Annotated in this window: 25 protein-coding genes and 2 pseudogenes; 9 read left to right on the forward strand and 18 right to left on the reverse strand. The window is 48.6% G+C overall.

The genetic code is table 11. From position 1 onward, the window contains the following. Nucleotides 1-202: 202 nt before the first annotated feature. Nucleotides 203-1267 (forward strand): annotated as a pseudogene (locus NDI34_RS22670) (pentapeptide repeat-containing protein); the annotation flags it as partial. Nucleotides 1268-1269: 2 nt separating this feature from the next. Further along, the gene (locus NDI34_RS22675; RefSeq protein WP_348233909.1) at nucleotides 1270-1845 is read left to right on the forward strand and encodes a hypothetical protein; all 576 of its coding nucleotides are present in this window, start codon (nucleotides 1270-1272) and stop codon (nucleotides 1843-1845) included. Between the two features lie 67 nt (nucleotides 1846-1912). On the opposite strand, the pseudogene NDI34_RS22680 reads toward NDI34_RS22675, so the two are convergent. The 5 genes and pseudogenes from NDI34_RS22680 to NDI34_RS22700 form a co-directional block, all read right to left on the reverse strand. Further along, nucleotides 1913-2017 (reverse strand): annotated as a pseudogene (locus tag NDI34_RS22680) (archease); the annotation flags it as partial. A 12-nt stretch (nucleotides 2018-2029) separates the two neighbouring features. Further along, complete coding sequence (locus NDI34_RS22685; RefSeq protein ID WP_348233910.1) at nucleotides 2030-2254, reverse strand: hypothetical protein; 225 nt, start codon at nucleotides 2252-2254, stop codon at nucleotides 2030-2032. Between the two features lie 30 nt (nucleotides 2255-2284). After that, complete coding sequence (locus NDI34_RS22690; protein ID WP_199324154.1) at nucleotides 2285-3748, reverse strand: ABC transporter permease; 1464 nt, start codon at nucleotides 3746-3748, stop codon at nucleotides 2285-2287. Between the two features lie 396 nt (nucleotides 3749-4144). After that, entirely contained in the window at nucleotides 4145-4576 is a 432-nt protein-coding gene (locus NDI34_RS22695) for an archease (protein WP_348233924.1), read from the reverse strand. A 4-nt stretch (nucleotides 4577-4580) separates the two neighbouring features. After that, nucleotides 4581-5465, reverse strand: a complete 885-nt coding sequence (locus NDI34_RS22700; RefSeq protein WP_190411562.1) for a GTP-binding protein — start codon at nucleotides 5463-5465, stop codon at nucleotides 4581-4583. 30 nt (nucleotides 5466-5495) lie between these two features. Here NDI34_RS22700 and NDI34_RS22705 point away from each other — a divergent pair, with 30 nt between their 5' ends. Then, nucleotides 5496-6308 (forward strand): hypothetical protein, encoded by an 813-nt coding sequence (locus NDI34_RS22705; RefSeq protein ID WP_190411563.1) that lies wholly within the window; start codon nucleotides 5496-5498, stop codon nucleotides 6306-6308. Between the two features lie 35 nt (nucleotides 6309-6343). Here NDI34_RS22705 and NDI34_RS22710 read toward each other — a convergent pair whose 3' ends face one another. From NDI34_RS22710 to NDI34_RS22720, 3 genes are read right to left on the reverse strand one after another with little or no spacing between them, the layout of a single operon-like run. Next, on the reverse strand, nucleotides 6344-7804 hold the full coding sequence (locus NDI34_RS22710) for an RtcB family protein (RefSeq protein ID WP_348233911.1): 1461 nt from the start codon (nucleotides 7802-7804) through the stop codon (nucleotides 6344-6346). A 47-nt stretch (nucleotides 7805-7851) separates the two neighbouring features. Further along, the gene (locus NDI34_RS22715; RefSeq protein WP_348233912.1) at nucleotides 7852-8664 is read right to left on the reverse strand and encodes a lycopene cyclase domain-containing protein; all 813 of its coding nucleotides are present in this window, start codon (nucleotides 8662-8664) and stop codon (nucleotides 7852-7854) included. A gap of 15 nt (nucleotides 8665-8679) precedes the next feature. Then, nucleotides 8680-8874 carry a hypothetical protein gene (locus tag NDI34_RS22720; protein ID WP_348233913.1) on the reverse strand — a complete coding sequence of 65 codons (195 nt, stop codon included), beginning with the start codon at nucleotides 8872-8874 and terminating at the stop codon, nucleotides 8680-8682. A 382-nt stretch (nucleotides 8875-9256) separates the two neighbouring features. Here NDI34_RS22720 and NDI34_RS22725 point away from each other — a divergent pair, with 382 nt between their 5' ends. The 3 genes from NDI34_RS22725 to NDI34_RS22735 are packed head-to-tail and all read left to right on the forward strand — an operon-like array spanning nucleotide 9257 to nucleotide 11815. Further along, on the forward strand, nucleotides 9257-10246 hold the full coding sequence (locus NDI34_RS22725; RefSeq protein ID WP_348233914.1) for a trypsin-like peptidase domain-containing protein: 990 nt from the start codon (nucleotides 9257-9259) through the stop codon (nucleotides 10244-10246). Between the two features lies 1 nt (nucleotide 10247). Continuing rightward, the gene (locus tag NDI34_RS22730; protein WP_348233915.1) at nucleotides 10248-11177 is read left to right on the forward strand and encodes a trypsin-like peptidase domain-containing protein; all 930 of its coding nucleotides are present in this window, start codon (nucleotides 10248-10250) and stop codon (nucleotides 11175-11177) included. After that, complete coding sequence (locus NDI34_RS22735) at nucleotides 11174-11815, forward strand: response regulator transcription factor (RefSeq protein WP_190411570.1); 642 nt, start codon at nucleotides 11174-11176, stop codon at nucleotides 11813-11815. Before NDI34_RS22730 ends, NDI34_RS22735 begins: the two co-directional genes overlap by 4 nt. 785 nt (nucleotides 11816-12600) lie before the next feature. Here the strand turns inward: NDI34_RS22735 and NDI34_RS22740 are convergent. The 3 genes from NDI34_RS22740 to NDI34_RS22750 form a co-directional block, all read right to left on the reverse strand. Beyond that, on the reverse strand, nucleotides 12601-12996 hold the full coding sequence (locus NDI34_RS22740) for a VOC family protein (protein WP_348233916.1): 396 nt from the start codon (nucleotides 12994-12996) through the stop codon (nucleotides 12601-12603). Between the two features lie 216 nt (nucleotides 12997-13212). Then, a complete protein-coding gene (locus tag NDI34_RS22745; protein WP_348233917.1) occupies nucleotides 13213-14277 on the reverse strand; it encodes an aldo/keto reductase in 1065 nt (354 codons plus the stop codon). Between the two features lie 138 nt (nucleotides 14278-14415). Next, on the reverse strand, nucleotides 14416-15402 hold the full coding sequence (locus tag NDI34_RS22750) for an aldo/keto reductase (protein ID WP_348233918.1): 987 nt from the start codon (nucleotides 15400-15402) through the stop codon (nucleotides 14416-14418). Nucleotides 15403-15629: 227 nt separating this feature from the next. On the opposite strand from NDI34_RS22750, the gene NDI34_RS22755 reads away from it, so the two are divergent. Then, nucleotides 15630-16103, forward strand: coding sequence for a GNAT family N-acetyltransferase (locus NDI34_RS22755; protein WP_348233919.1), 474 nt, complete (start codon nucleotides 15630-15632; stop codon nucleotides 16101-16103). Nucleotides 16104-16140: 37 nt separating this feature from the next. Here the strand turns inward: NDI34_RS22755 and NDI34_RS22760 are convergent, their stop codons facing one another. The 5 genes from NDI34_RS22760 to NDI34_RS22780 all read right to left on the reverse strand — a co-directional run bounded on the left by NDI34_RS22760 (nucleotide 16141) and on the right by NDI34_RS22780 (nucleotide 21979). After that, nucleotides 16141-16770, reverse strand: coding sequence for a nucleotidyltransferase family protein (locus tag NDI34_RS22760; protein ID WP_348233920.1), 630 nt, complete (start codon nucleotides 16768-16770; stop codon nucleotides 16141-16143). Further along, nucleotides 16767-17900 carry an XdhC/CoxI family protein gene (locus NDI34_RS22765; protein WP_348233921.1) on the reverse strand — a complete coding sequence of 378 codons (1134 nt, stop codon included), beginning with the start codon at nucleotides 17898-17900 and terminating at the stop codon, nucleotides 16767-16769. Before NDI34_RS22765 ends, NDI34_RS22760 begins: the two co-directional genes overlap by 4 nt. A 132-nt stretch (nucleotides 17901-18032) precedes the next feature. Beyond that, on the reverse strand, nucleotides 18033-20258 hold the full coding sequence (locus tag NDI34_RS22770; RefSeq protein ID WP_348233922.1) for a xanthine dehydrogenase family protein molybdopterin-binding subunit: 2226 nt from the start codon (nucleotides 20256-20258) through the stop codon (nucleotides 18033-18035). Beyond that, on the reverse strand, nucleotides 20255-21241 hold the full coding sequence (locus NDI34_RS22775; protein WP_190432558.1) for a xanthine dehydrogenase family protein subunit M: 987 nt from the start codon (nucleotides 21239-21241) through the stop codon (nucleotides 20255-20257). Before NDI34_RS22775 ends, NDI34_RS22770 begins: the two co-directional genes overlap by 4 nt. A gap of 210 nt (nucleotides 21242-21451) precedes the next feature. Continuing rightward, nucleotides 21452-21979, reverse strand: coding sequence for a 2Fe-2S iron-sulfur cluster-binding protein (locus NDI34_RS22780; protein WP_199299435.1), 528 nt, complete (start codon nucleotides 21977-21979; stop codon nucleotides 21452-21454). Nucleotides 21980-22393: 414 nt separating this feature from the next. Here NDI34_RS22780 and NDI34_RS22785 point away from each other — a divergent pair, with 414 nt between their 5' ends. After that, nucleotides 22394-22903, forward strand: a complete 510-nt coding sequence (locus NDI34_RS22785) for a GNAT family N-acetyltransferase (protein WP_190432610.1) — start codon at nucleotides 22394-22396, stop codon at nucleotides 22901-22903. 60 nt (nucleotides 22904-22963) lie between these two features. Beyond that, nucleotides 22964-23410 carry a low molecular weight protein arginine phosphatase gene (locus tag NDI34_RS22790; RefSeq protein WP_190986361.1) on the forward strand — a complete coding sequence of 149 codons (447 nt, stop codon included), beginning with the start codon at nucleotides 22964-22966 and terminating at the stop codon, nucleotides 23408-23410. A 172-nt stretch (nucleotides 23411-23582) separates the two neighbouring features. Here NDI34_RS22790 and NDI34_RS22795 read toward each other — a convergent pair whose 3' ends face one another. After that, nucleotides 23583-24794, reverse strand: a complete 1212-nt coding sequence (locus NDI34_RS22795; protein ID WP_190524087.1) for a DUF3747 domain-containing protein — start codon at nucleotides 24792-24794, stop codon at nucleotides 23583-23585. Nucleotides 24795-24902: 108 nt separating this feature from the next. Next, on the reverse strand, nucleotides 24903-25863 hold a 961-nt coding region (locus NDI34_RS22800; protein WP_348233923.1), incomplete at its 5' end, for a mucoidy inhibitor MuiA family protein.

Raw genomic sequence — 25863 nt, forward strand, 5'->3', positions numbered from 1 at the left:
TATGAACTTCGGCTCAGTCAAAGGTAAGATGAGTAAAACTTATGACTGGCAGCTAGCAATCGTCTAATTTTAGACCCCATATTACCCCAGCGACGACTTTTGCAAGAGGTCTAATGCAAACCTCAGTAGCGCGAATCTCGGTCAAGCAAAACTTGATGAGGCGAATCTTTGCCATGCAAATCTTTGCCATGCAAATTTATGTCTAGCAAACCTCGGTAATGCAGAGCTTAGTAATGCAGACCTTACTAGTGCAAAACTCCTGAAGGCGCACTTGAGCGATGTAAACCTCAGCGAGGCAATCCTTGAAAAGGCAGATCTTCACTGGGCGTATCTAAGCGATGCAAATCTGAGTCAGGCAAATCTCAGTCAGGCAAATCTCAGTGAGACTAAACTCACTAATGCCAACCTTAGTCATACAAATTTGAGTCTGGCGAAATTTACAAAAGCAGACCTCAGATGGGCAGATTTGAGCTATGCAAATATAAGTAACTCAGATTGCGGTTGGGCTGATTTTAGTTGGGCTAACCTGAGCAATGCCGACCTATGTAATGCAGGTCTTCAAGGTGCCACTTTGATTGGAACGAACCTTGAGAACACAAACCTAGCAGGTTGTTCAGTTTGGGGAATATCCGCTTGGGACTTAAATTTGGACGGAGCAAACCAGTCAAACCTAATCATTAGTCCTAGCGATAGTGAACCCAGTATCACAGTGGAGGATCTTGAGGTTGCTCAATTCATTTACTTACTGCTCAATAACAAAAAAATCCGCAATGTCATCGACACAGTTACATCGAAAGTTGTGCTAATACTAGGTCGTTTTACTGATGAACGGCTGAAGGTTCTAAATGCAATCCGGAATGAACTTCGCAAGCATAATTACTTACCCGTTCTCTTTGATTTTGAGAAACCAGCTAGCCGAAATATCACCGAGACAGTCTCTACAGTTGCTCATCTTGCTCATTTTGTTATTGCTGACCTTACAGATCCTAAAGCCCTACCCCAAGAGTTACAACGTATTATTCCACAGCTTCCATCAGTCCCAGTCCAATTAATACTTCAAAGCTCTATAGACAAAGAATATGGTATGGTATGGGACTTTATGGAGTATGACTCAGTTCTAAAAATTTATGATTATGATAATGTTGAGCAATTGCTTACTTCTTTTGAAGAAATTATTGATTTAGCTGAAAATAAGATCGAAGAATTACTAGAAAAGAAGCTAAAAATACAGCAAGAGAAGTTGAATAGACGAGAAAAAAGGGTTTAAAAATGATCGAAGATAAATCTCAAATAACTCCTGACGCTACCCCTCAAGATACTCCATCAAGTCAATTACCTAAGGCTAGTTCAGCCGATAGGAGAAGAGACACTTATGGAGTAAAATTTCAGGAGCATCTTTTGGAACAGTACAAACTTTATGTGGAAATGATAGATAGAACTACTGCAAAAAGAAATCAGATGAATAGTTTTTACATATCTTTACTTTCTGGTCTACTTGCTTTCATTTCTATAGCAACAAATAAAGATATTGTTAATTTAAAATTACCTAATTTTCCAGCTATAGCAGTTTTAGCAGTAGCGATTTTAGGAATAATTTTGTGCTTTGTGTGGCAAGCAAACATCCAGTCATACAAGCAACTTAACTCAGGAAAATTTAAAGTTTTAAGTGAAATAGAACAATATATGCCATTCCCTTGCTATGACCGAGAATGGGAAATTTTGAAAAAAGATAAGCGATATCAAGGATATTTAACACAAACACAAGTTGAGAAATATGTTCCTTTCATTCTCACTATTCCTTACTTAGGCTTACTCATGTACTCTCTGCTTGCTATATTCAAATAAGGCTTTAACTTAGATCGGGCATGCCGCGAGAGCTAACGCCCCAGCTTCTCGAATTCGCAGACACGCGCTAAATATCAAGAATCACCATCGCCGTCCAACCGTCATCTGCTTTTTCCAATTGGAACTGGTGTAAAGTAACCGCTTTGACATCTACTCGCTGTTGATGGCGATCACGCGTTTCTCACTACGAGGTGACGTGGCTGGAGCCTTTGATTTGCTTGCCTGCTTGCAGCAACTGGCGTGTCAGTTGCAGGTTCAACAATACCAGTATTAGTCCCAGACCTGGAATTAGCAGAAAAATTTTCTCCGAGCCTAGTAAGAGAGCGAAAGGAGAGACAATAGACAGCGACAGCACCGCCAAGGGATCGAAATGGTGAATTCTCAGTACCGCAAAAATAGTTGGTGGCAATACAATTAGTGTCCCTAGCGTTCCCGCTGCTCAGAGCGTCCGTTGCTGAGTTCGCATGAATAATCGCAGTTGGGCTATGCTTGCGTAAATTAGGATTAAGCTAGCCACTAAAGTAAGACCAAACAACGCCCCAGTTCTGCTCTCATTTACTTTTGCAGCAGCATTTATACCAGTAGCTGATTGTGCAGGGGAGAGTAAAATAAATAAAGCCAAGGGGATGATCGCAATCACTACATTCAGCGCGATCGCTACTACCGCTGGACTTTTTTCACCCCAAATTAAATCCTTTACCAACGAGCTATCAGCGAATCTCTTGCTATTAGAACCCCGCTTGGGTCGAGCGCTTACCCAATCCTGTAGAGTTTGGCGATGAGGCGTCACAGCAGCAATTAAACAGAGGTATAGCAACAGATTCAACAACGATAGTGCCAAGAGGTTTTCTAACAGCGGCGCAGCGTAAACGCTACGATTTTCTATGGAGTTGTAATTGGCACATCCTAGAGTCAAAACTGTAAAGCAAGCAGTTAACAAATAACTCTGCTGCTTACTTAACATAGTGGCCTTGGGATTACGAAAACAACGCTGCCAAGCTTGCCAAATAAACCAAGTCAAAATGCTGTAGTTTAACAGCACAAAGCCTACGGCAGTTAAAACACTGTCACCCAATGGTAAGCTAAACCACTTAAACCCTTCCAACCCTGTGGCAAAAGCTTCATTAAAAGAACTAGCAGACAAATGTGGGATTAGGCAAAAGGGGTTAAGCAGCTTCAGCCAAGTCGTTGAATTATAGTAACTGGTCGTACTTATTCCCTTAGTTAGCATTAGTAAAGCCAGAACCGTACCACTGCCTAACCAACCTTGAAAACCGCCCAGCCAAGAACTGACAATGCCATATAACAACGCAGCACTGTAAAAGAAAATACAGCTACCAACGAGAACCCCATAGAAACTCAAAATTTGTCCAAAAGAAATTTTGGCGGCGAGTCCAGCCCACAAATGGAAAGGAACTGCAACGACGGCTACCAGATAAATCAAAATCGGAACCCCCAGCAGTTTTCCCGTCAAAATACTCGCAGTAGAGTGAGGGCTGAGCCGAGTGAAATTGAGGGTGCCGCGACGTTTTTCAGTAGCCAAATCACTAATTAGCAAATAGGTTCCTGCTAGTAACAGGATTAAGATGCCAATAATGCTCAGGGATATAAATCGGTCTAGTGACCATAATTGCGAGTTGATGATCAAATTGTCCAATCCATCCGGCAGACATAGTGGTTCCTTACTATTAGGAAGGGGCTTGCCCGTGCAATATTTATTGTAGATATCCGCGATTCGGTTAATAGGATTCGGGAGCTGGGTTTGAAAATACATGAATATTCCAATTTGACCCAGCACAGAGATAACACTTGCCAACAGAATGTTGCGAGGTTTAAGACGTCCTTTGAGTTCCCGCAACAGTTGGGGATTCCAGTTACCCAGTGGTTCTACAAAATTGTGCATTATGGGAAAAATCTCCTCTTGAAAGGATGTTTATAAATACCCACTGCGATTGGAAGGATAAGGGTATCCTGTAAGTTATGGATATACAGACGAAAGACGAAATCTGCTTTCGCAGGTTTCCAAACTTGGGTTTTTGGTGAGTCGGCGTTAGCGTAGCGTGCCGTAGGCTAGAGAGGCTTAGCTTGGGTAATATTTTCCCCGGTCAGAGTATTTAAATCGAATATCACTGACTTAAAGGAGAATTAGTCATTCTTTGAGAAACTACAGAGTAGAGGCAATTCATTCGCCCCTACAAACAACCTATGTTCCACTCAATTGAGAACCGCAATATTCGCTGCAATCTTAAAATATCCACATCGGCATTTACAATTTGCAAAGCCTTTTTGCAGATACGCACTAAATATCAAGAATCACCATTGCTGTCCAACCGTCATCGGTTTTTTCCAATTGGAACTGGTGTAAAGTAACCGCTTTGACATCTACTCGCTGTTGATGGCGATCGCTATCTAGCTTTTCTCCCTTTGTAACCGCACTTAGCTGATGCACTCCATCTTTCTCGGATATCTCAACTTGTTGCGCTCTCAGCAGTAGTAACTCGCTGTCTTTGTAGTAGATGAATTCTTGCAAAAAATTAAACAGCAGCATATCCAACTCATCGTTTTCCAAGCTGAAGGTGCGCATCTCAGTTAGCGCGATCGCATCCAGATTGTCAATCATCACGTTAATAGTTGCATCACCTGCTGCGATGAAAAGCTCCTCTAAATCTTTTCCCCAAGCGTGAAAAGCAATATCAGCAGTGGCAACATCTTCAAGAAACTCGTAAGGCATAGGATTATTGCTCACACGTCTTTAACTGACTAATAATTTCTTCCTTGCGATCGCTTACCTGTTTACCGATAAAAACTAGCTCCGTCCCCTCTTGTTCAAATGGCTCTAGATCCCAACGTCCAGCCACGAAATTAAATAGATAGTTTCCTTCAGGAAATCGTACAAAACCTTTCGCCCGATAAACATCTGTCCCAAGTGAGTCGGCAAATTCTCCAAAACATTGCCGATTGAAAGTGGCAGGACTTGTCGTGCTAAAGGATTCAAATTCAAGTTGGTGAACGTGATGAGGTTGCGGTTGAACTCGCTCTCGACCAATCCCAAATAGCAAATCTGGGTCTACTTGGCATCGCTTAGTGTGCAAAATTGAGGCGACTTCGTTGAAGGAGCGCAATTTATCTTCTATCGCCTTTAACTCGCTTTCAGAAACCAAATCAACTTTGTTCAAAAGGAGGGTGTCTGCTGCTTCTATTTGTATCCGAGTGGTATGTCCTACCGACGGATATTTCACCATTGCATCTGCATCGATAACCGTGACAACTCCATCCAGTCGCACTTTAGTTAAGCTTTCTTGAATGTCGAACACCAGCGCATCTGGTTCTGCAACTCCAGTTGTCTCCACCACAATATTATCCGGGTCAACGCTATCAATGATTTCATTGACAGCGGCTTCAAACTCGCCTAACAGCGAACAGCAGACGCAACCACCACCGAGATCCGCCATTTGGACATTTTTGCCTTGAATGATTTTGGTATCGATACCAATTTCGCCAAATTCATTCATCAAAATGGCAATCTTTTTAGGAAAAGAGTCGAGAATGTGACGAAGCAGAGTTGTTTTTCCGCTTCCGAGTGGTCCCGTAATGACTGTAAGTGGCGTGCGTACCTGCATAAACTATCCCTTTGATGGAACTGCACTGCGATGATTGAAGAAATTCCAGCGAGAATACATTTACTTCCGGCTAAAGGCTCGCCCTACGTCGCTGTAATCAGACGAAAGCCGTCAAAAGTTTTCCACATCATTCGTTGGAATACAGAAGACGATTGCCTAGAATATGGGTCTTGGTTTAACGGTAAGTTATATCCAAAAAGATGCGATATATCTTTCGATGGAAAATGGATGGTTTATTTGGCGATGGGGGGGCGTAATGGCAACACCTGGAGCGGGGTTTGTCTGTTGCCTCGGTTAAAAACCCACTTGGAGGCAGACAATATGGGAACGTGGTTTGGAGGAGGCTATTGGAAAGATGAGAAAGAACTGTTATTGAATGGTTTGGGACAGCCAAAAGGCAGCATCCCTTTTAAATTAGGACAGTTGAATTCCCAGTTTGGAGGAGAAGATTTAGGCGTACTATATCCCCGGTTAGAGCGGGATGGATGGACTAGAGCTGGAGACAATTACGGCAATAATGTGAAAGTTGAGAATTCCAAAACGTATACGGTCAAGTGCGAAAATGACGACGGCTGGTATTGGCAGCCGAGTCGAGAGCATCCGACATTAAGAATGTATTACACAGGTTTTTTGCAACGTGGCTATACTTTCAAGTTTAGGTTAGATGAATATCCCGATCTTCTTGATTCTATTGACTGGGCTACTTGGGATTTTCTGGGTAATTTAGTGTTTGCCAAACAAGGAACGCTCTACAAATACAAGCTTAGTGACTTCAAAAAAGGTAAGCCCAGCTTTTGTAAAGATTTGGAATTTTTAGAGCAACCTAAAAAGCCAGAAATTTAGTAGAAGATGGCGATCGCGCAAATGTTAAATTTGCTTTATCCTTTGATATTTCCAATCGGTGTTAACCGCACCACCTTTTTACTAATCCCCGCTAACTCAGCCGCTTCAATCACATCATCAATGTCTTTGTAAGCTGCACCCGCTTCTTCTGCTAGTCCAGACATTGAGGTACTGCGGACATAAATACCCTTCTTCTGCATATCTTTCAGGAGTGTTTCTCCCTTCCAAGCTTTTCGAGCCTTGGTACGGCTCATTGTGCGTCCGCTTCCGTGTGCAGTGCTGAAGAAAGTTTGGTCGCCAGTGGGTACGCCGACTAATAAATAAGATCCGGTTTCCATACTGCCGCCAATGATAACCGGCTGACCAATATTCTTGTAGCGTTCCGGAACATCTGCCATTCCCGGTGCGAAAGCGCGAGTTGCACCTTTACGATGGACGAGGAGCGATCGCTTTTTCCCATCCACAACATGACTCTCTAGCTTGGCGGTATTATGGGCGACATCATAAACCATGTGCATCCCCAAGTCTTCCGCCGAACGTTCAAAGATTTCCGAAAATACTTCGCGGATGCGATGCAGAATCACTTGACGATTGGCATAAGACATATTGATGCCGCATTTCATCGCAGCGAAATAAGCTTGTCCTTCCGGAGAATCAAAGGGCGCACAAGCTAATTCTCGGTCAAGTATTTTAATTCCATACTTGCTATCCATTACCTTTAAAAATCTTTGCAGATAGTCGGTTGCCACCTGATGACCAAATCCGCGACTTCCACAGTGGAACATCACCACCACCTGATCCGGCATGGTAATTCCCATTGTCTTGGCTAACTCTGGATCGAAAATATCTTGCTTTCGAGCAACTTGAATTTCTAAATAATGATTGCCAGATCCTAGAGTTCCAATTTGATTAAAACCCCGGTCAATCGCCTTGTCACTAATCTTTGCAGAATCAGCACCTTTAATGCAGCCGTTTTCTTCAATGAGTTCTAAATCTTCTTCCCAACCATAGCCATTATTAACGCACCACTGAGCGCCTTGTTCGACGACTTTGCGAAAGTCATTCCGCGATAATTTTACAAAACCGCTGCTTCCCACTCCAGCCGGAACCCTTTCGTAGAGCCTATCTACCAGCTTTTTGATATAGGGTTTGACTTCATGGTAGGTGAGGTTTGTAACCATCAAGCGCATTCCGCAATTGATATCAAAACCGATACCGCCGGGGGAAATCACGCCCCCCTTTTCCACATCCATCGCCGCCACGCCACCAATGGGAAAACCATAGCCAAAGTGTCCGTCGGGCATACACATAGCATATTTGGTGATTCCTGGCAGCGTCGCTACATTCGTAACTTGGTCGTAAACCGCTTCATCTAATTCGGAAATTATCTTTTCTGTCCCATAAATCCGGGCGGGAACGCGCATCCCTTCCTTGTAGGAAACCGGAATTTCCCATACCGTGTCAGAAATTTGTTCTAAAAATTCCTTAATAGGCATCTCGGTTTTACTCCCAAAAGGTGATGTGGAAAATAGAGGCAACCATCTCAAACCGTATCGTTTCCAGGCTCTACCTGAGCAAGAGCTTTTGGAAGTTCTGGTCGCCCATTATTGAGAATGGGGAAAGAGATTAGTGGTAGAAGCGATCGCACATTCCCCACCAATAGAAACAGTAAAAGTCCTTGCACTACTAGCAGGTTCGTGATTAAAAAGAACGTCGCCTCTTCAATCGGCAACCCAAACAGCATAAATCCAGTGCTATAGGTCTCCGAAATGCTCCAAATTCCCTGTCCGATGGCGATGCGGTCGGCAATCCACAGGTAAACTGTCGGGATCAGAGTGCCAATCAGCCAAGCATCTTTTCTCGCCCAGAGTTGCTTTGCTCCAACTCCCCACTGTAGCGCCAGTACGGGGCCTGCCCAAGCTAAAATTAGCCCCATGTACACAGTCTTATCTGACTGCAACATGAAAGCTCCCACAATGCTGAGAACGAGCCAGAAAACGATGCCAGATGCTCGCATCCAAGGAGAAACCTCCTGCTGTGCTGGCTCAGTTGTGAGAGGAAACAGCCAGTACAGCCACAGACCCGTTAGGAGTGGCTGAAGGATGAAGAATAAATATTCTTCAACGGGAACGTAGCCAATCGTACCCACCACACGATCCGTGCCGTAGTGCCACACATCTCGCCAAACCAGGTAATTGTCCCAGGGTGTAGTATAAATCAGTGCAATCAGCGCAATCAGGGGCAGCCCTAACCAGGCTCTGAGTCCTCCGATACCAGCCAGAGGTTGGCGCTGAACCCATGCTAGAAGGAAGAGTGGTGGCAGGATAAAGACAAGGTGAAATGCGAAGTAGCTCATCTTGCTAGCAATACTCTAAACATTAATGATGCCGAAGTAAAAGCCAAAAAACAGCAACAGAATCGCCCCAGTTGCTAGCGTCAGGCTGATGCGAAATCCCTTCGGAGGCAAGTCTTCAGAGGTAATTACACTATCCCGTTGTACCTGAGTAATTGGATCTGAGTTCTTGTCTAGCGGTTTTTGGGATGGATTGGTTTCTGTTGGTTCCATAGACATTTTTTGCGTTCTGCATGACCTGCCTGCTGTCTATGTTGAAGAAACCACTCTCAGCTTACCTCGTTCTTAAGAACTACCTTCATGCGGGGTATCGTTCTGCCAGAGGAGTTCGCCCTCATAAAGTTGACTTGTAACTAGGAATACACGCAACCCTAGCCATTTTTCTAGGGTGGGTTCTCCCCATTTCTCCGATGCCGCCCGTCTTTTGAAAACGGCACGATATCAGCAGCAGGTAGTGGCAATCCGGTTTAAATCGAGCAGACCTCACCTCCCAACCCGCTTCTGTACCCCTCTTAGGGACAGATGGAGAGGGGTTGAGATTTACCAAACCGGATTGGCAGCTATCCCGTAAAAGCGATCGCATTGGAGAAATAGAATGTCTTTATCTGCATCGGAATCTTCATCGGAGATATCCAGCACCTTGCTGGCTCTGTCCAACAATTTAGCCGATACTGTTGAGCGAGTCGGTGCCTCAGTTGTTGCAGTCAATGGGCGAACCTCCCACGGGAGAAGAGGATGGCTAAGGCGGAATTCCTCCTCAAGCGGTATCCACTGGCGACCCGGTATCATCGTCACCTCTGACGAAACCATCAAGCGCGAAGAGGAAATCACCGTCACCTTACCCGATGGTCGGACAGTCCCCGTTACCATCCTGGGGCGTGACGCTAGCACCGATGTCGCTGTCCTGAAGCTAGAAAACATCAAGCTAGAAAACATCGAATTCCCGGTTGCGGAAATTGGCGATGCGGCAACTTTAAAGGTTGGTCATCTGGCACTTGCACTCGGACGAGGGACTGAGAACGGCGTGAGTGCCTCTATGGGTGTGGTGAGCGCGATTGGGGATGCTTGGCGTAGTATGAGCGGTGGTTCGATCGATCGATTTGTGCGTCTCGATTTAACCCTCTACTCCGGATTCTCCGGCGGGCCGATGGTCGATGCAGCCGGTAAAGTTGCAGGCATGAACACCTCCGGGCCTCGCAATATGGCTTTAACCATTCCCGCGTCTACGGTGAACCGGGTAGTCAATCAGTTGCTTTCAAAAGGACGGATTGCACGAGGCTACCTGGGTTTGGGAATGCAGCCGGTTCGCTTGCCGGATACGCTTAAGAGTGCGCTTTCTCTGGCTTCTAATGGTGGGGTGATTGTTGTCAACGTTGAGCCGAATGGCCCTGCGGATAAAGCTGGGGTGCTGATTGGCGATGTGTTAGTCGCAATCGATGGCAATCCGGTCAGCGACACGGAGAACGTGCAGGCGATGTTGGGGACGGAAAGCGTCGGAAAAAGCCTGAAAGTGCAGATGATTCGGGGGGGTGCGCCCCTGGAAGTCACACTCATCGTTGGCGAACGACCGGCGAGGGAGGATTAAGATGGCGAACTTGACCAGTCAGCGCTTCGCGATCGCAACCATAGAAAATACAGGTGCAAGTGCAGAGATTGCCCTGGAGTTGTCGCAAATCGCCGAACAACTACGCCGTTGTACCGTACAAGTCCGCAGCAGTGGCGGGGGTGGCGGATCGGGTACAATCTGGAATTCTCAAGGTTTGATTATCACTAACGCTCATGTCGCCCCTTTCGACCGGGCAATTGTGGAACTTTGGGATGGACGAGTCATAGAGGCTATCCGCACAGACATCGACTCCCGGCAGGATTTAGCGGCACTCCAGGTTGAGGCAACTGACCTTCCAGCCGTCACGGTTGGCGACTCTGAGGCTCTCCGAGTCGGCGAACTGGTGCTGGCAGTGGGAAATCCTCTGGGTCTAGTCGGCGCACTCACCAAGGGCATTATCCACGCGACTAACGCCACCGATGACTTCAGCACTCAAAGATGGGTGAAGGCTGATATTCGGCTAGCACCCGGAAATTCTGGGGGTTTGCTTGCCGATGCACGGGGGCGAGCGATCGCAATTAACACGATGATTGCCAATGGTTTAGCGTTGGCAATCCCCAGTAAGAGAGTAGAACGATTTCTCAAACGCGATCGCCCACTCTCTCTGGGTGTCACTCTCCGTCCCGTGCTGCTTTGGTTAGAAAATCAGCGCGTTTTAGGCTTATTGGTGTTGGAAGTTGCTCCGGGGAGTTTAGCTGCCTCGGTGAGTCTTCAAATAGGCGACGTGCTAATAGGCGTGGGCGGTGAATCTTTTCAGACTCCTGACGATCTGCTTAACATTCTCAAGGATGCCGAACCGGGAAAGCCGCTAGCGTTGGAATTTCTGCGTTCTGGGAGACGGTGCTACGCGATCGCATCTGCTCCTCAAGACACTGGCAAACCAACCTTTCCAGAGGTGAAGTCAGCGTGATTTCGGTCGTGGTGACAGCCGAAAATCCCATCGTGCGTGCGGGGTTGGAGAGCATCATCCGCACTTCTGAGTTGCTGGAAATCGTCGGTAGTTCCTCTAGCACAGACACTCTGGTGCAGCTGCTTGAGGAACGACAACCCGATGTGGTGTTGCTGGATTATTCCTTCTCAGATGACGATCCGGCTGAAGAGAAATTACTCGCGCTGGGTGCAGAATCTCCGGCACTTGTCATCTTAGCGAACAACCCCCACAGCACTTGGCTAGAGTCGGTTTTGCAAGTCGGCGTGCGGGCAATCTTACCGCGAACGGCAACGGCTGAGGAAATTGTCGCAACTGTGGTGACAGCAGCGCTGGGGCTGATGGTGCTGCATCCAGACTTTATGGATTCTCTGCTGCCTCTCAGAGAGTCCTCCGCACGCCGACTGCCTGCTTCCCCGATTCAGGCGCTGACACCACGGGAGATCGAGGTCTTAGGGATGCTGGCGCTGGGAATGGGGAACAAGAATATCGCCAAGCAGTTGAGCATCTCCGAACATACCGTCAAGTTCCACGTATCATCGATCTTTCAAAAGCTCAATGCTTCCAGTCGGACTGAGGCGGTTACTCTGGGTGCGAGGTTGGGTTTGATTATGCTTTAAGCAGATGAGGTCGTGGCTATCAACTTAAATCGCCATGCTTGGCAAATCGAATTTCCTAGCCCCTTCCCTAGCAGGGAAAGGGGTTAGGGAGAGGTTAGATCGGGATGCCAACCGTATCCTACAAGGGGGGCGGGTCATATGAAGACAGAACTCGTCTAGCTCGGTTTACTTCCCTCCTGGTGGTCCGTCATGCCTATTCGGATCTTTCTTCTGCTTTTTCGTGCCGTCAGATTCCTTTTTAGGCTTTTTGGCTTCTTTGCCACCCTTTTCCTTTTCCTTGCCCATAACAATTCCTTAATAGAGGTTCCCTTAATTGTGGAACAATTTACAGATTTCGGAACACGGAAAACTGTAATTTTATATTTCGATTTAGGGGAGCAATGGTGGTTTGGAGACCGATAGTTAGCGCTGGGACAACAAGGGCGGAAAAAGTCAGTTCGCCAGATTAAAGTTGCGATTTTCTCTCTTCAACTACATTATTCGCTGGAAAGCCCTCTTCTCGGATCGGTAGCACGCCAGGATATTGGCTCATTTCACATGGGTTCGATTAAACCTGCACCGCCTTGTGTCAGGAGTTCTTTAAAGGTATCGAAGGCACTGTGTCCGTCAGCAAGCCGCACCTAAGAGGGATGCGGAATTTGGTTTGCCTTTGGTTTCCGAACGCTGAGATAAACTGCTATCCAGGGGCAGCGCTTTTTTTGTAATGCTGACGGCAGGCCTAGAATGCAAATAGCGATCGCGCAATCATAAGCTTAGGCATCGCTAACCAGACTGACTTTTTTATATCAGTCTAAAAACTCATATAAACCAATAAGATTGCCATCAGGATCTCGAAGATAGGCTGTTTTCATTCCATAGTATGGGTTGGTCATCGGATCTGTAGTAAATTCGATGCCTTTATGTCTTAATTCGTGATAGGCTTCGTCCAAGTTAGGGACTGAGAAAATTAATACAACTTTGTCTTGACATTCGGCAATGGAAGGCTTCTGATCGTTTCCGATCATCTCTGCCATTTCCTTGCGCCTGAATAAAGCCAGCTTCATATCTCCCGCTTCAAATTCAGCATATCCGCTCGTGAAATCTTCTACATTTACCTTGAATTGCATTACATCTCGGTAGAACAGAAAGCAAGCTTCAATATCAGTAACCAGAAGCCTTGTATATGCAGATTTAACTTTCATGGCAACTTCACCTTATTTAAGCGATACATTTTTGTGGGAGATTTAAAATCGTTTCGTTCTGGATTTTGCAACCTTAACATTACAGATTCTCGCTCCAATTCCCCCAAGCATTCCTGATTCTCTGGCTTTAGCGTAAATTCTGCAAGGTGAATTAGATCGCCATTGGAAATTATCAGGAAATAGCATGGGTTTATTGATTTATTCCTTACCCTGGTTTCAGCTGCGATGATTGTCGATTAAGTTGAATGTGCCGCCATAAAGGCGATCGCGGATCGTGTCATTACTCAGGAAGTCATGGGGGAAGCCCAGATCGATCTGACTCACCTCACTGAGGCGTTGCAAATGCTCTGGCGTCAGATGGACATCTAGGCAAGCCAGATTATCTTCGATCTGGCTAACCTTTCGAGAACCGATAATCGGGATGATGACGCTGCTTTGAGCGCTTAGCCAAGCCAGCGCCACCTGTGAAGGCGTGTGCCCAATTTCTTCGGCAACTTGACACACAACGTCAGCGATCGCTAAATTCCGCTCGGAAATATTCCCCCCTATCGTTCCGATTCGCCCCTGTTCGCCCCCCTGTTCGCCACTGTTGCTCTGGGTGCGCTGATTGTACTTGCCCGTTAGCACACCGCCGCCTAAGGGCGACCACGGCGTAATTGCCAAGTCGAATGCCTTTGCCATCGGTAGCAAGTCGCGTTCTGGCGTCCGCTGAATCAAACTGTACTCGACTTGCAGCGCTACAAATGGCGTCCAGCCGTAACACTGCGCCAGGGTGTTTGCTTGGGCAATAATCCAGGCGGGTGCGTCAGAAATGCCAATGTAGAGAACCTTGCCAGAGCGTACCATGTCATCGAAGGCACGCATCACTTCCTCTACGGGCGTCATGAAGTCCCAAGCGTGCAGCCAGTACACGTCAATGTAGTCAGTTTTCAGCCGTTTCAGACTGCCTTCTAACGACTGCATCATGTTCTTGCGATGGTTGCCACTGCCATTGGGATTGCCCGCGCGCTCGCTCATGTGCAAGGGAAACGAATATTTGGTAGCAACGACAAAGCGTTCCCGTTCTGAGGCAATGAACTCACCAACCATTTTCTCGCTGGTGCCCTCTGTGTAGCCGTTGGCAGTGTCAATAAAGTTACCGCCTGCTTCCACAAAAGCATCAAAGATTTGGCGGCTTTCATCTTTAGATGCGCCCCAGCCCCAGTCTTCACCAAAAGTCATTGTGCCAAGGCAGAGTTCGGAAACTCTTAATCCACTCTTTCCTAATAGCTTGTATCTCATGGTTTTCCTCGTAGAACGAAGGGAGTTTTAGCATGGACAAAAAATCTGATGGCTCGGAATTAACCGCTTTCAGGATTGCACGCAGTAACTTTGACCTGTCACAAGCATCTTTGTAGCAGAAACCGTCGCTCAAAAATGTCAGCGGTTTACCATGCTCATCATCGATTCCGGATAACGTCCGCCGCTAGCAACGCCCTTAGGTGCCACTTCGTTGATGCGCTGCAAATCTTCTGGCGTCAGATTCACTTCCAGCGCAGCGGTATTTTCTTCCAAATATTGTCGTCGCTTAGTTCCGGGAATGGGAACGATGTCTTCACCCTGCGCCAGCACCCAAGCAAGAGCCAGCTGCGCCGGTTTGCAGCCTTTTTCTTGGGCAATTTCGCCAATCCGTTGTACCAGTTCCAGATTTTTCTGAAAGTTCTCGCCCTGAAAACGCGGTGAGTTGCGGCGGTAATCATCAGCAGCCAAGTCATCAAAGCTTTTGATCTGTCCGGTCAAAAACCCCCTTCCGAGCGGGCTATAGGCAACAAACCCTATGCCAAGCTCTCTACAGGTGGCGAGATTTTCGTCTTCTGGATCGCGGCTCCATAGGGAATATTCGCTCTGCAATGCGGTAATTTGATGCACGGAGCAAGCACGACGCAAGGTTTCCGAGCCAGCTTCGGAAAGTCCTAAATATCTGACTTTGCCTTCTTGAACCAGTTGCGCCATCGCACCGACTGTTTCTTCGATGGGAGTATTTGGGTCAACTCGGTGCTGGTAGTAGAGGTCAATCGTCTCTACACCCAGACGACGCAAACTCGCTTCGCAGGCTGAGCGAACATACTCCGGTTTGCCATTGATACCGCGAACGTTAGGGTCTTCGCTGCTAACGATGCCGAATTTAGTAGCGAGAACCACAGAGTCGCGGCGATCGCTAATTGCTCGTCCAACTAATTCTTCGTTCTTGAATGGCCCATACATATCAGCCGTGTCGAGAAAATTTAGCCCCAACTCCAGCGCCCGATGAATGGTGGCAATTGATTCAGTATCATCGCGGTTGCTGTAAAAATCTGACATTCCCATGCAACCCAAACCGATTGCCGAGACGGTGAGATCGCTTTGTCCTAACTGTCGTATCTTCATCGCTAATTTCTTTGTTAAAGTTTGCCTGATTGACTTGCGCTCAGTCTACGCAGGGAACGATGTTTTGTCACTTGCTTGGGGATACGTCTTAAGATAGACATTTTTCCTAACTGGCAATCGGTTTTCCGCCTTCACACTTGGTGGGGCTTTACTCAGCGGTTGCACATCGACTTTAAGGATCTCAAACTTATAATCTGTCCCGTTTATACTTAACGGCAGAAAAACAGATGATAGAAATCAAACCGATACAATCACACCAAGTTGAAGAAGTCAAGCGCGTAATCATCGCGGTTTGCAACGAAATATGGCAGCTTCCTGAAGAAGTGATTAGGCGTTACGATGCCATGTCTGATATAGATGACGTGCAATCGCACTACTTCGACAATAAGGGCACATTCTTGGTGCTGATTGATGAGGAGCGGGTTGTTGGTAGTGGCGCAATTCGGCATTTGAGCGACGACATCTGCGAACTAAAGAGAATGTGGTTTCTTAAAGATTATCGAGGACGAGGGTTGGGGACGAAAATGGCTCAGATGCTCTTAGATTTTGCCAGAATTACAGGTTATAAGAAAGTCAGGCTGGATACGATTGATGAACAAAAACAAGCACAAGCTCTGGAGCTTTATCAGCGGCTCGGATTCTATTTTATTGAGCGATACAATACGAGTCCTTGTACTGTGTTCATGGAGAAAATGCTTTAAGAAGTAAAAATTGCATTATCTTTCATTTTGATATTTGCTAAATACCAGTCCTGCTTTGTAGAGACTCATCAGCGATCGCTTGAAATTTCTGGTAATCTTTTGGGGTATCAATGTCGATAGCACCCTCCGGAAAGGGGATGTGAAAGACTTCGGCGGAATATTTTTTAATGATTTGTTTTGCACCTGCGGTAGTTTTCAGGCTCATGAGTTCTGGAAACAAGGTGCGGCTGAACAAAGCGGGGACGCCCAAGCTTCCTGCATACTCTGAAGCAATAATCGGTCGGCGCGTCACCTGATAAGCTTCCACGATTTGATTGAGTAGTTGGGAAGAGATGAAAGGCTGATCGCAAAGAGCGATCGTAACGGCTTCTATGTTCTGATTTAAATTACTCAGCGCTTCAATACCCACCCGAATCGAAGAACTCATCCCCTCCGCCCACTGTGGGTTTTCTACGATTTGGACGGGTAATAAGTTAACTTCCGGCTTCATTCGTTCCGCATCTGCACCCAAAACGACAACGATGGGTTGACAGCGGGAAGCGATCGCAATTTCTGCGGTGTGGCGCAGGAAGCTGCGCCCTTGATACAACAGCAGTTGTTTTGGCATCCCCATGCGAGTGGATGCTCCTGCTGCCAGAATTATCAAACCGACGACAGGCGCATTCATCCGGTACTCCGGTTGTGAATTGGTTGCTGGCGGTTTCTTAATAACCCGCCGGAACGATTGGCGAGAACCGCTTGAATTTCCGCCACAATTGAGAGTGCGATCGCTTCCGGTGTATCAGCCCCAATATCCAGTCCAACAGGGCCATGCAAGCGGTGAAGTTGGGCTTCTGTAAGCTGAATTCCCTGTTCTTTTAGCTCAAGAAGTAACTGTTCGGTTCTTCTTTTAGGGCCAAGAATGCCTAAATATTGCACGGGAGAAGGCAAGAGTGTTTTCAGGATTTCTAGGTCGTGAAGATAATTATGGGTCATCACCACCGCTACCGTGCGGTTATCAATTTCTACGGTTTCATTGACGATTTCTCGGTGAGACAAAATGACTTCATCGGCGCTGGGAAATCGGTTTGATTTTGCATTGGCAGGTCGGCTATCAATGACTGTTACGTACCATCCCAATTCCTTCGCCAAGCGTACAAGCGGGATGGCATCGTCACCCGCGCCAAAAATGACCAGCGAAACAGGTGGCTGAATCGCTTCGATAAAAACTTCTGCTTTCCCTCCCAGTAAGGGATACGCTTTAAAAAGCGAGCAATTTTTATCAAGCACTTCACGGGCATCTTCGAGGATGTCTGCACTCAAATCGGCATCTTCGAGGTTACTGAAAATTGTGCCATCTTGATGCAGCATTAAATGGGTTCCGACTTCTGCCTTTATGTGACCTTCAATGTGAAATATCGTTGCCAGAACTCCCACTTGCCGCCGATGCAGACACTCTGCCAGAAAGGTCATCGGACTTAACTCGTTCTCTGGAGTTAGGCGTTCAATCAACACCTGTACCATTCCCTTGCAACCGAGTCCCAGACCCCAGACGATGTCATTGTCGGAGGTCGTATCGTAGTTCACCAACATGGGTTGACCAGACGCGATGACCTGTTGAGCGCGTTCAAAAACGTCATTCTCCAGACAGCCGCCGCTAATTGAGCCGATTCTCTGACCCTCTAGCGTTATCAGCATTCGAGCGCCCGGACGCCGGTAGGTAGAGCCACTGACTTTGACTATGGTGGCGATCGCTACTGTCTTGCCGCAATTTTTGGCTTTTGCAAATGCGGCAACAATCTCCTGTAATTCTTTCATAGAGCGCTTTGCAGTTTGAGCCAATACGGACTGACGTCTCCCCAAACCCCTCTCCGACACGGAGAGGGGCTTTGAATATGGCTCCCCTTTCCTGGTAGGGAAGGGGGCTGGGGGGTTAGGTTCTAAGACAGATTACAGCAACTTATCCGGTGTAATCGGGAGGTCGCGGATGCGCTTGCCGGTGGCGTGATAGACAGCGTTTGCCACCGCCGCCGCCACGCCAGTGATGCCAATTTCGCCTGCGCCTTTGGCTCCAATCGGGTTAATGTACGGGTCGATTTCTTCGACGAAGTACGACTCAATTGCAGGGATGTCTGCGTTGACAGGTACGTGGTACTCGCCCAAATTGGCGTTGACGATGCGTCCGGTACGGGAGTCTGTCACCGTTTCTTCTAGTAGTGCCATACCTAGCCCCATGACGATACCGCCAATCATTTGCGATCGCGCTGTTTTGAGGTTGATTACCTGTCCCACCCCAAAGGCTCCCACAAAGCGGGTTACGCGCACTTCGCCAAAGTCAGGATCGACGCGCACTTCGGCAAATTGAGCGCCGAAGGAGTGCATGGAATACTTCTTCTCGGCGCGGCTAAACTTGGCATCAAAGCTTTCTTCGACTTGCGGCAAATTTTGGCGCGTCAGCACCGCTTGGTAAGTTTCGCCTTGGTTACGATCGCTCTTGCGAAACAGGCGTCCGCCCTCAATCGCCATGTCCGTTTCCGGGACGTTGTAAAGCGGCGAACTAGCATCCGTGCGTGCTAATTCCAGTACCTTCCTACGGGCTGCTTGCGCCGCTTCATGCACAGCAGTCCCCACGCTTCCCATCGTCGCCGATCCGCCCGATATCGGCGCACGGGGCAACTGGGTATCTCCCAGTTCAAATCGCACTCGCTCAACCGGCAACCCAAGGGCGTCAGCGGCGACTTGCGCCATCACCGTCGCCGTACCTGTCCCCATCTCTTGAGAACCACTCTGCACTAAGGCGGTGCCGTCTTGCAGGATGCGGACTCTCGCGCTAGCCGGGAAGTGATTCACGGGGTACGTGGCGCTTGCCATTCCCATGCCGATTAGGTAACGACCGTCCCGCATCGAACCCGGTTCGGGAGTGCGCCGCGACCAGCCAAATTTTTCTGCGCCGAGTTGGTAACATTCTTTGAGCGACTTGCTCGACCAAGGCAGGTTATTGCTGGGATCTATGTCTGCATGATTGCGGAGGCGCAACTCAATTGGGTCAAGTTTCACGGCATAAGCGAGTTCGTCCATTGCCGATTCCAGGGCGAACATTCCCGGACTTTCGCCGGGGGCACGCATAAAGGTCGGCGTTCCCTTGTTGAGACGGACGAGACTTTGCTTTGCTTGCAAGTTGGGAGTGGCGTACATCATGTGGGTTCCCACAGTGTACGGTTCGAGGAATTCCTCGAACGTTGAAGTATGGGAGATGCCCCGATGGGCGATCGCAGTCAAGCGACCGTCGCGGGTTGCGCCGAGTGCGACTTGTTGCTCGGTTTCTGCCCGGTGCCCAACCACGGTGAACATCTGTTCGCGGGTTAAAACTAATTTCACGGGACGACGTACCTGGCGGGCAGCGAGGGCGGCTAGCGTGACGTGGGGCCAAACCATAGCTTTGCCGCCAAACGCGCCGCCAATGAATTGACACACGACGCGCACGTTCTCGTCGGGGATGCCGAACGTCGTCGCCATTGCCTGACGCACGCCGAAGTTAGACTGCGTGGCGTCGTAAATGGTGAGGCGATCGCCCTCCCACACGGCAGTTGTCGAGTGCGTCTCCATCGGGTTGTGGTGTTCGGTGGGCGTCCGGTAAGTTTCTTCAATCCGCACTTCAGCATCGGCTAAAGCTTGCGTCGGATTGCCGCGTATCGTCTCTGGCGGTTTGCCAAACACGGACTTCGGCACGTATGCCTGCGCCTTTTCCATCTCCACCACCGGCGTTTCGACGTCGTAATCAATGCGGACGAGGGATGCGGCGTGGGTGGCGTTTTCTAGGGTGTCGGCAATAACAACGCCGATGTGCTGACCGATGTGATGTACAACCGCTTCTTGCAGCACCAGGCGGTTTTCGGCAGCAGCCCCACCCCCGAACAAGGTGGGCACCGGGCGGAGTTTAGGCGGGTTGAGGTGCGTCAAGATACTCAGTACACCAGGGGACTGTTCCGCCGCACGGGTGTCGATGCTTTTAATGCGTCCGCAGGCGATCGCGCTGCCGATAGAGACGGCATAGGCGGGATTTTCTACAGGGATTTCCGCCGAGTAGCGGGCACCACCCGTCACTTTCAGGCGTCCATCCACCCGATCCATTGGCTTACCCACAGCTTGGTTGGTTGCATTCTCAGATTGACTCATACTGTGCCTCCTGCTGCTTTTGTGAGTGCCCGCGCGATCGCTCGTTTTGCCATTTCAACTTTGAATCGGTTGTATTTTTGGGGTTGGGCTTCCCGAACTGTTGCCTCTGCTGCTGCTGCAAAGGTTTGCTCGTTCGCTTTTGCACCAACCAGAATTTTCTCCGCCTCAACCGCCCGCCACGGCTTATGTGCGACGCCTCCCATCGCGACTCGCGCCGCTTTAATGGTGCCGTTGTCGATATCGAGGGCAGCGGCGACGGAAACCAGGGCAAAGGCATAACTAGCGCGATCGCGTACTTTTAAATAGTGCGATCGCTCGGCAAAGGGTGAATTGGGCAAATCAACCGCAACGATTAGTTCGTCATGTTGAAGCACCGTGTCGATTTGAGGTGTATCTTCCGGTAAGCGATGAAAGTCACTGATGGGGATTTGTCGCTCTCCGTTCGGCCCCTCAACGCGCACCACGGCATCAAGGGCTGCCAGCGCCACGCACATATCCGAGGGATGCGTTGCAATGCACTGTTCGCTGGCACCGAAAATCGCGTGAATGCGGTTGTAGCCTTCAATCGCCGAACAACCGGAACCGGGTTCGCGCTTGTTGCACGGCATCGTCGAATCGTTGAAGTAGTAGCAGCGCGTTCTTTGCATCAAGTTGCCGCCGATGGTTGCCATATTCCGCAGTTGCGGTGACGCGCCAGCGAGTAACGCTTGAGAAAGTAACGGATAGCGATCGCGCACCACCCGATTATTTGCCACGTCGCTGTTGCGTGCCATCGCCCCGATGCGTAAGCCATTCGAGATTGCCGTCACGTCTGCCAATGGTAGCCGGGTGATGTCTACCAGTTGGTCAGGCTGCGCTACGCCTCCTTTCATCAAGTCGATTAAATTAGTGCCGCCTGCGATGAATTTCGCTGCCCGATCCCCCGCAACTGTCTGAATGGCTGTGCCTTTTTCAGTAGCACGCACATAACTAAAAGGTTTCATTAAAACTCCTGTGCATGGGTTTAAGTTGAATGGCACTGACTTAAGAGCCATGAAATAAATTTCCGCCTTCACCGCTCAAACCTATTTCAATCCGTTGAAATCCATATCCAGTTAGCTTTAGCTAACTTTAGCGATTAGCCCAAAATTTATTTCAGGCGGAGCGGGTATGCAATTGATTGGTGAAACGACGGAATTGCTCATGCGTCCCGACTACCCATTGCTAGTCTGCGTCTGATGAACTTCGCGCACAGCGGCAACAATGCCTGGATAAGCACCGCAGCGACAGAGATTGCCGCTCATACACTCCCGAATTCCCTCATCGGATGTCGGGCAACCTTCTGCCAATAGACCCACCGCAGACACGATCTGACCGGGCGTACAATATCCACACTGAAAGCCGTCATGCTTAATGAAAGCCGCCTGCATGGGATGCAGTTCATCGCCACGAGCTAAACCTTCAATCGTTGTAATTTCCGCGCCCTCCTGCATCACCGCCAAGGTCAGGCACGAGTTGATGCGCCGTCCATCAACCAACACAGTACACGCACCGCATTGTCCGCGATCGCAACCCTTCTTGGTGCCTGTCAGACCGATGCGTTCGCGCAGTGCATCCAGTAGCGTCACGCGCGGTTCTATTCGCAAAGTGTGCGATTTACCATTGATTCGCAGCGTCACGTCAATACGACCAGGCTCCTGGGTTTTCGCGACTGCGGTGGAAGTCTTAGGGCTTGTTTGCATAAAAATATTTTTTGTAAGGTTTGCATTCGCGATGCGGGATGCAATCGCGTCCTTAGCAACGACCAAGGTACTTGCGATCGTTAGCATACCGAACCGTCGCCGTGTTATCCTCAGCCTCATTTTTGCGGTGTCAAAATAGGTCTAATAACAAAGATAGTGCGTTTTACATTTCTCGGCATGAGAACTGAAGTTTAATGAGGCGCAAGGAAAGCAATTTTTTTGCTGATAGCTTTAATTTCGTTAAAACGGGCTAAAAATCAGAAATATTAAGGTTTTTAGTCTATTTCAATAGACCTGATTTATTCACCCAGAATTTGAATTCTGGGCAGGTTATCGGGTTGGTGCAAGATTGCAAGATATTGGTGCAAGATATCAGTTGAACTCAACTTTGTGAAACAGGCACCCAAAAATCAGATGATTGTAACTGAAACACCGCGCTTAATTCTCCGACATCTCACATGGGATGATGTAGACGACTTGGCAGCCATTTTTGCCGATCCAGTCGTGATGAAGTTCTTCCCCAACACGCGAACATCTGAAGAAACTAAGCTCAACATCGAGTGGATATTTAGCTGCTACGAGAAATACGGTTTCGGTTTGTGGGCGACCATTCACAAGGCTGACAACCAGTTTATTGGTCGGTGTGGATTAATACCGCAGCGAGTGGATGGGCAAGAAGAAGTCGAGATTGGTTATATGCTGGCTAAGGAATACTGGGGAAAGGGTTTGGCAACCGAAGCGGCTAGTGCAATTCGGGATTATGGTTTTGAGCTGGGTTATAACCGCCTCATTTCCTTAATCCATCCGGGAAACATCGCGTCTCAGAATGTCGCAATGAAAGTCGGCTTAACTTACGAAAAAGACACAATTATTCAGGAAAAGACTGTTCGCGTTTATGCAATAAAAAGACCCAATCTTCCGTAGAATTAACTACAGCAGTTTTATTGGCTGAGCAACAGCGAGAGAGAAAAGAGAGGGTCACAAATGCGGATTTTATTTGTGTGTACGGGCAATACCTGTCGTAGCCCGATGGCAGAAGCGCTATTCCGCCAAAAAGCGCAAGGAATGGAAGTCGAGGTGCGGTCGGCAGGCGTCGTGGCGTTTGAGGGAGATTCTGCATCCCCGCAGACCCAGCGCGTCCTGAAGGAGTATGGTATCGATTACTACCATGAAGCGAAGCGGCTGGATCGCCAGCTCTTCGATTGGGCGGATTTGGTGCTGACAATGACGGGCGGACAAAAGAAAGCGATCGCTGATGCATTCTCTGCTGCTGCCGACAAAGTATATACCTTGAAAAAATACGTTGGCTATCACGAGCAAGCTGAAATTGCCGATCCCTATGGTGGCGACTTGGCAACTTATCGACAGTGCGCTGGAGAAATTGAGCAAAAGTTGGATCTGTTGTTAGCGAAGCTAGCGGCTACGCGCTGACCAGAATCAGCTGATTTTTAATCGCAACGAAGGCTTTTATAACCGGATGTCTATTAATCGGTCAGGGTTAAGCGGAAGGTTACTTGATCGTAGAGACAAGGGTTTATCGCGTCTAGAACAAACTATCAAAATTGTCTTGAGAGTCTATTTAGACGCGAAAGAACGATGAGGATTACTCAGTTTTGACGCAGTTGAGCATCCGCAGAGTGGCGGCGGCAGCATAGTTGCGGCGAGTCGGAGAGTTTGGCTCAAACTTGCTGCCGACTTCATTAACAGGGGAGGCGACGTTGCAATAAGAAGACATTTGGCTAATCAGCGAAGAAGCCCAGTGTTTTTCGGTGTCTGAGAAGGTTTTCGCTGAGTTTTTGGTCGCTAATTCTGGACTAAGTCCACGCATATTTTTACCAAATTCAGCAGCACGTCGCAGCACTGCCATCAATTCAGCTCTGGTGACGGGTTGAGTGGGTTTGAAGGTGCCGTCTTGGTAGCCACTGACAATATTGTTATCCCGCGCCCATTTAATTTTAGCGGCGCTCCAGCGCGAGGCATCAACATCAGGATAGGGTCGAGATGCAGCTTGAGTCGGGATCGTGACATTGGCTCCGGGTAGCTTTGTTAAAGATTCCAACACCATCGACACCAGTTGCTCTCTGGTTAAGGCGACTTGAGGGCGGAAGGTGTTGTCTTCTTTGAAGCCAGCGACGAACCCCAGCGCAACGGCTTGTTCAATTTCTTTTGCGTAGACATCTGAGGCGATATCTCCGAAGGTGGAGCTTCCGGGAGGCGTTCCGATATCGCCAGGGTCGATTCCCGGCGCGGCTTGGTCGCTGGCAAGATAGACGTGACCGAGGGTTTTACCGTTGTAGGTTCTTTTGGCGAACCGCCACGCCGGATCGAGATTGATTTTCATAAAACCATCGCTGAGTCCGTTGGTTCTGCCAATTTCAATGGTTGGGACAGTGCGATCGCTAAAGTTGGTGCCGACAAGGACGAGTTCGCCGTCGCGCTTTACTAAGTTGAAGCTGTACTTCAGCCCCAAATCCGTCCCCGCCATACGCATAGAATAGCCGTTGCTATCGGTACTGCGTCCGCAAATGCCGGTGAAGTCAAAGTTGAGTAGCAGCGGATCGACTGCTGTTGGGCGATCGCCACTTTCACTCCAACACGCCCGTTTATCGGATATCTGTTCCAGAATCAGCAGTTGATGACTATTCGTGCCGTATGGGGCAGCTACGGCGATAAATTTACCTTGTTCAACTTCTTTTTGAGTAAAAACGGCGGCTGGGCTGGGGTTGACGGCACTGAGGGTGGAGAGGACGACGGTGGCTAGGGCGGCAATTGACCGTCCAAATAGACGCTTGGAGGAGGTTGACGGCAAAGACATGGTGAGGAGGTTATGGAGCTGGGTAGATTTATTTTCTTTAGTTATGTGATAATATTACTCACCCAAAAGTTCCCCCGTCATAGCGCCTAAATTCATGGGAGCAAAGCCCTAGATGCCTTGTACTTCCGGTGCGGCTGAAACTTGGTAGACCAAGGATGCCTGGAGTTGAGAGTAAGGTTCGAGGGTAAAATTCCAGGTGTAAAAGCCGTTTTCATCTGCCTGGATGCCGTCGGTAGTTTTATCGGAGATTACCTCAACTTTCACTTGCTCTAGCTCAGAAACCGGCACCCGCTCAGTGGTTGCGATCGCTCTTTGTTCTTCGCCAATATTGGAAAGGAACAATGTTGTTGTAGTTGTGACACTGTTCCATTTAGTCAAGTGATCCTGTTTTCTTTTTTGGGTTTGGGTGCGCTGCACGCGCATTGCATTATCCGCTCCCCATCCCAAAGCAAATTTCTCTCCAGGCGCGATAAATAGAACTGAGGTACGACCGACAAAGCCAGAAGTCCGCACTAAATCCACTGGCCCAGCTAGAATCGGGAATTTAGAAGTGTTTGTCTGTTCGCTCTTGAGGATGACTTGACAGGATAATTCTGGCATCAAGACATACTCTACAGAGGCGGGAGAATCGAAGGAGAAGATAGCAACGCGGTAAGGGCGACCATCGGAGGGAATCGTTGCTTTCGTCTGGCTGCGTAGGTTGCGGACTTCGCCGCCGTCATCAACACCGGGTAAATCAACTGTAGCGGGGGTGGTGTCGGTTCCAAGTCCGGTTGTCTGAACTTGTTGATCTCTCGCTTGAATAACGATCTGCTGGGATTTTTCTTGAACATTTAAAGGGTCATCTGTTAGCAGTGGTGGTTCAGTTCCTAAGGATGCGCGGGCGGTGGAAAAGACTAAATCTACGTCTTTCCAATCTTCTCCCGTGCGTTGCCAGACGCAGCCATCGAAGCGGAAAGAGAGAGTCGGTTTTTCGTCGAGGAGAAGGCGTGCTTGGTGCCAAGGTCGCCACATGGCACCGGGAACCACATAGTCGAAAGCGATCGCATACTCTCCCGCTTGGGGAATC

The sequence above is a fragment of the Trichocoleus sp. DQ-U1 genome (genome assembly GCF_039961925.1).
Classification (GTDB): Bacteria; Cyanobacteriota; Cyanobacteriia; order Cyanobacteriales; family FACHB-T130; genus FACHB-T130.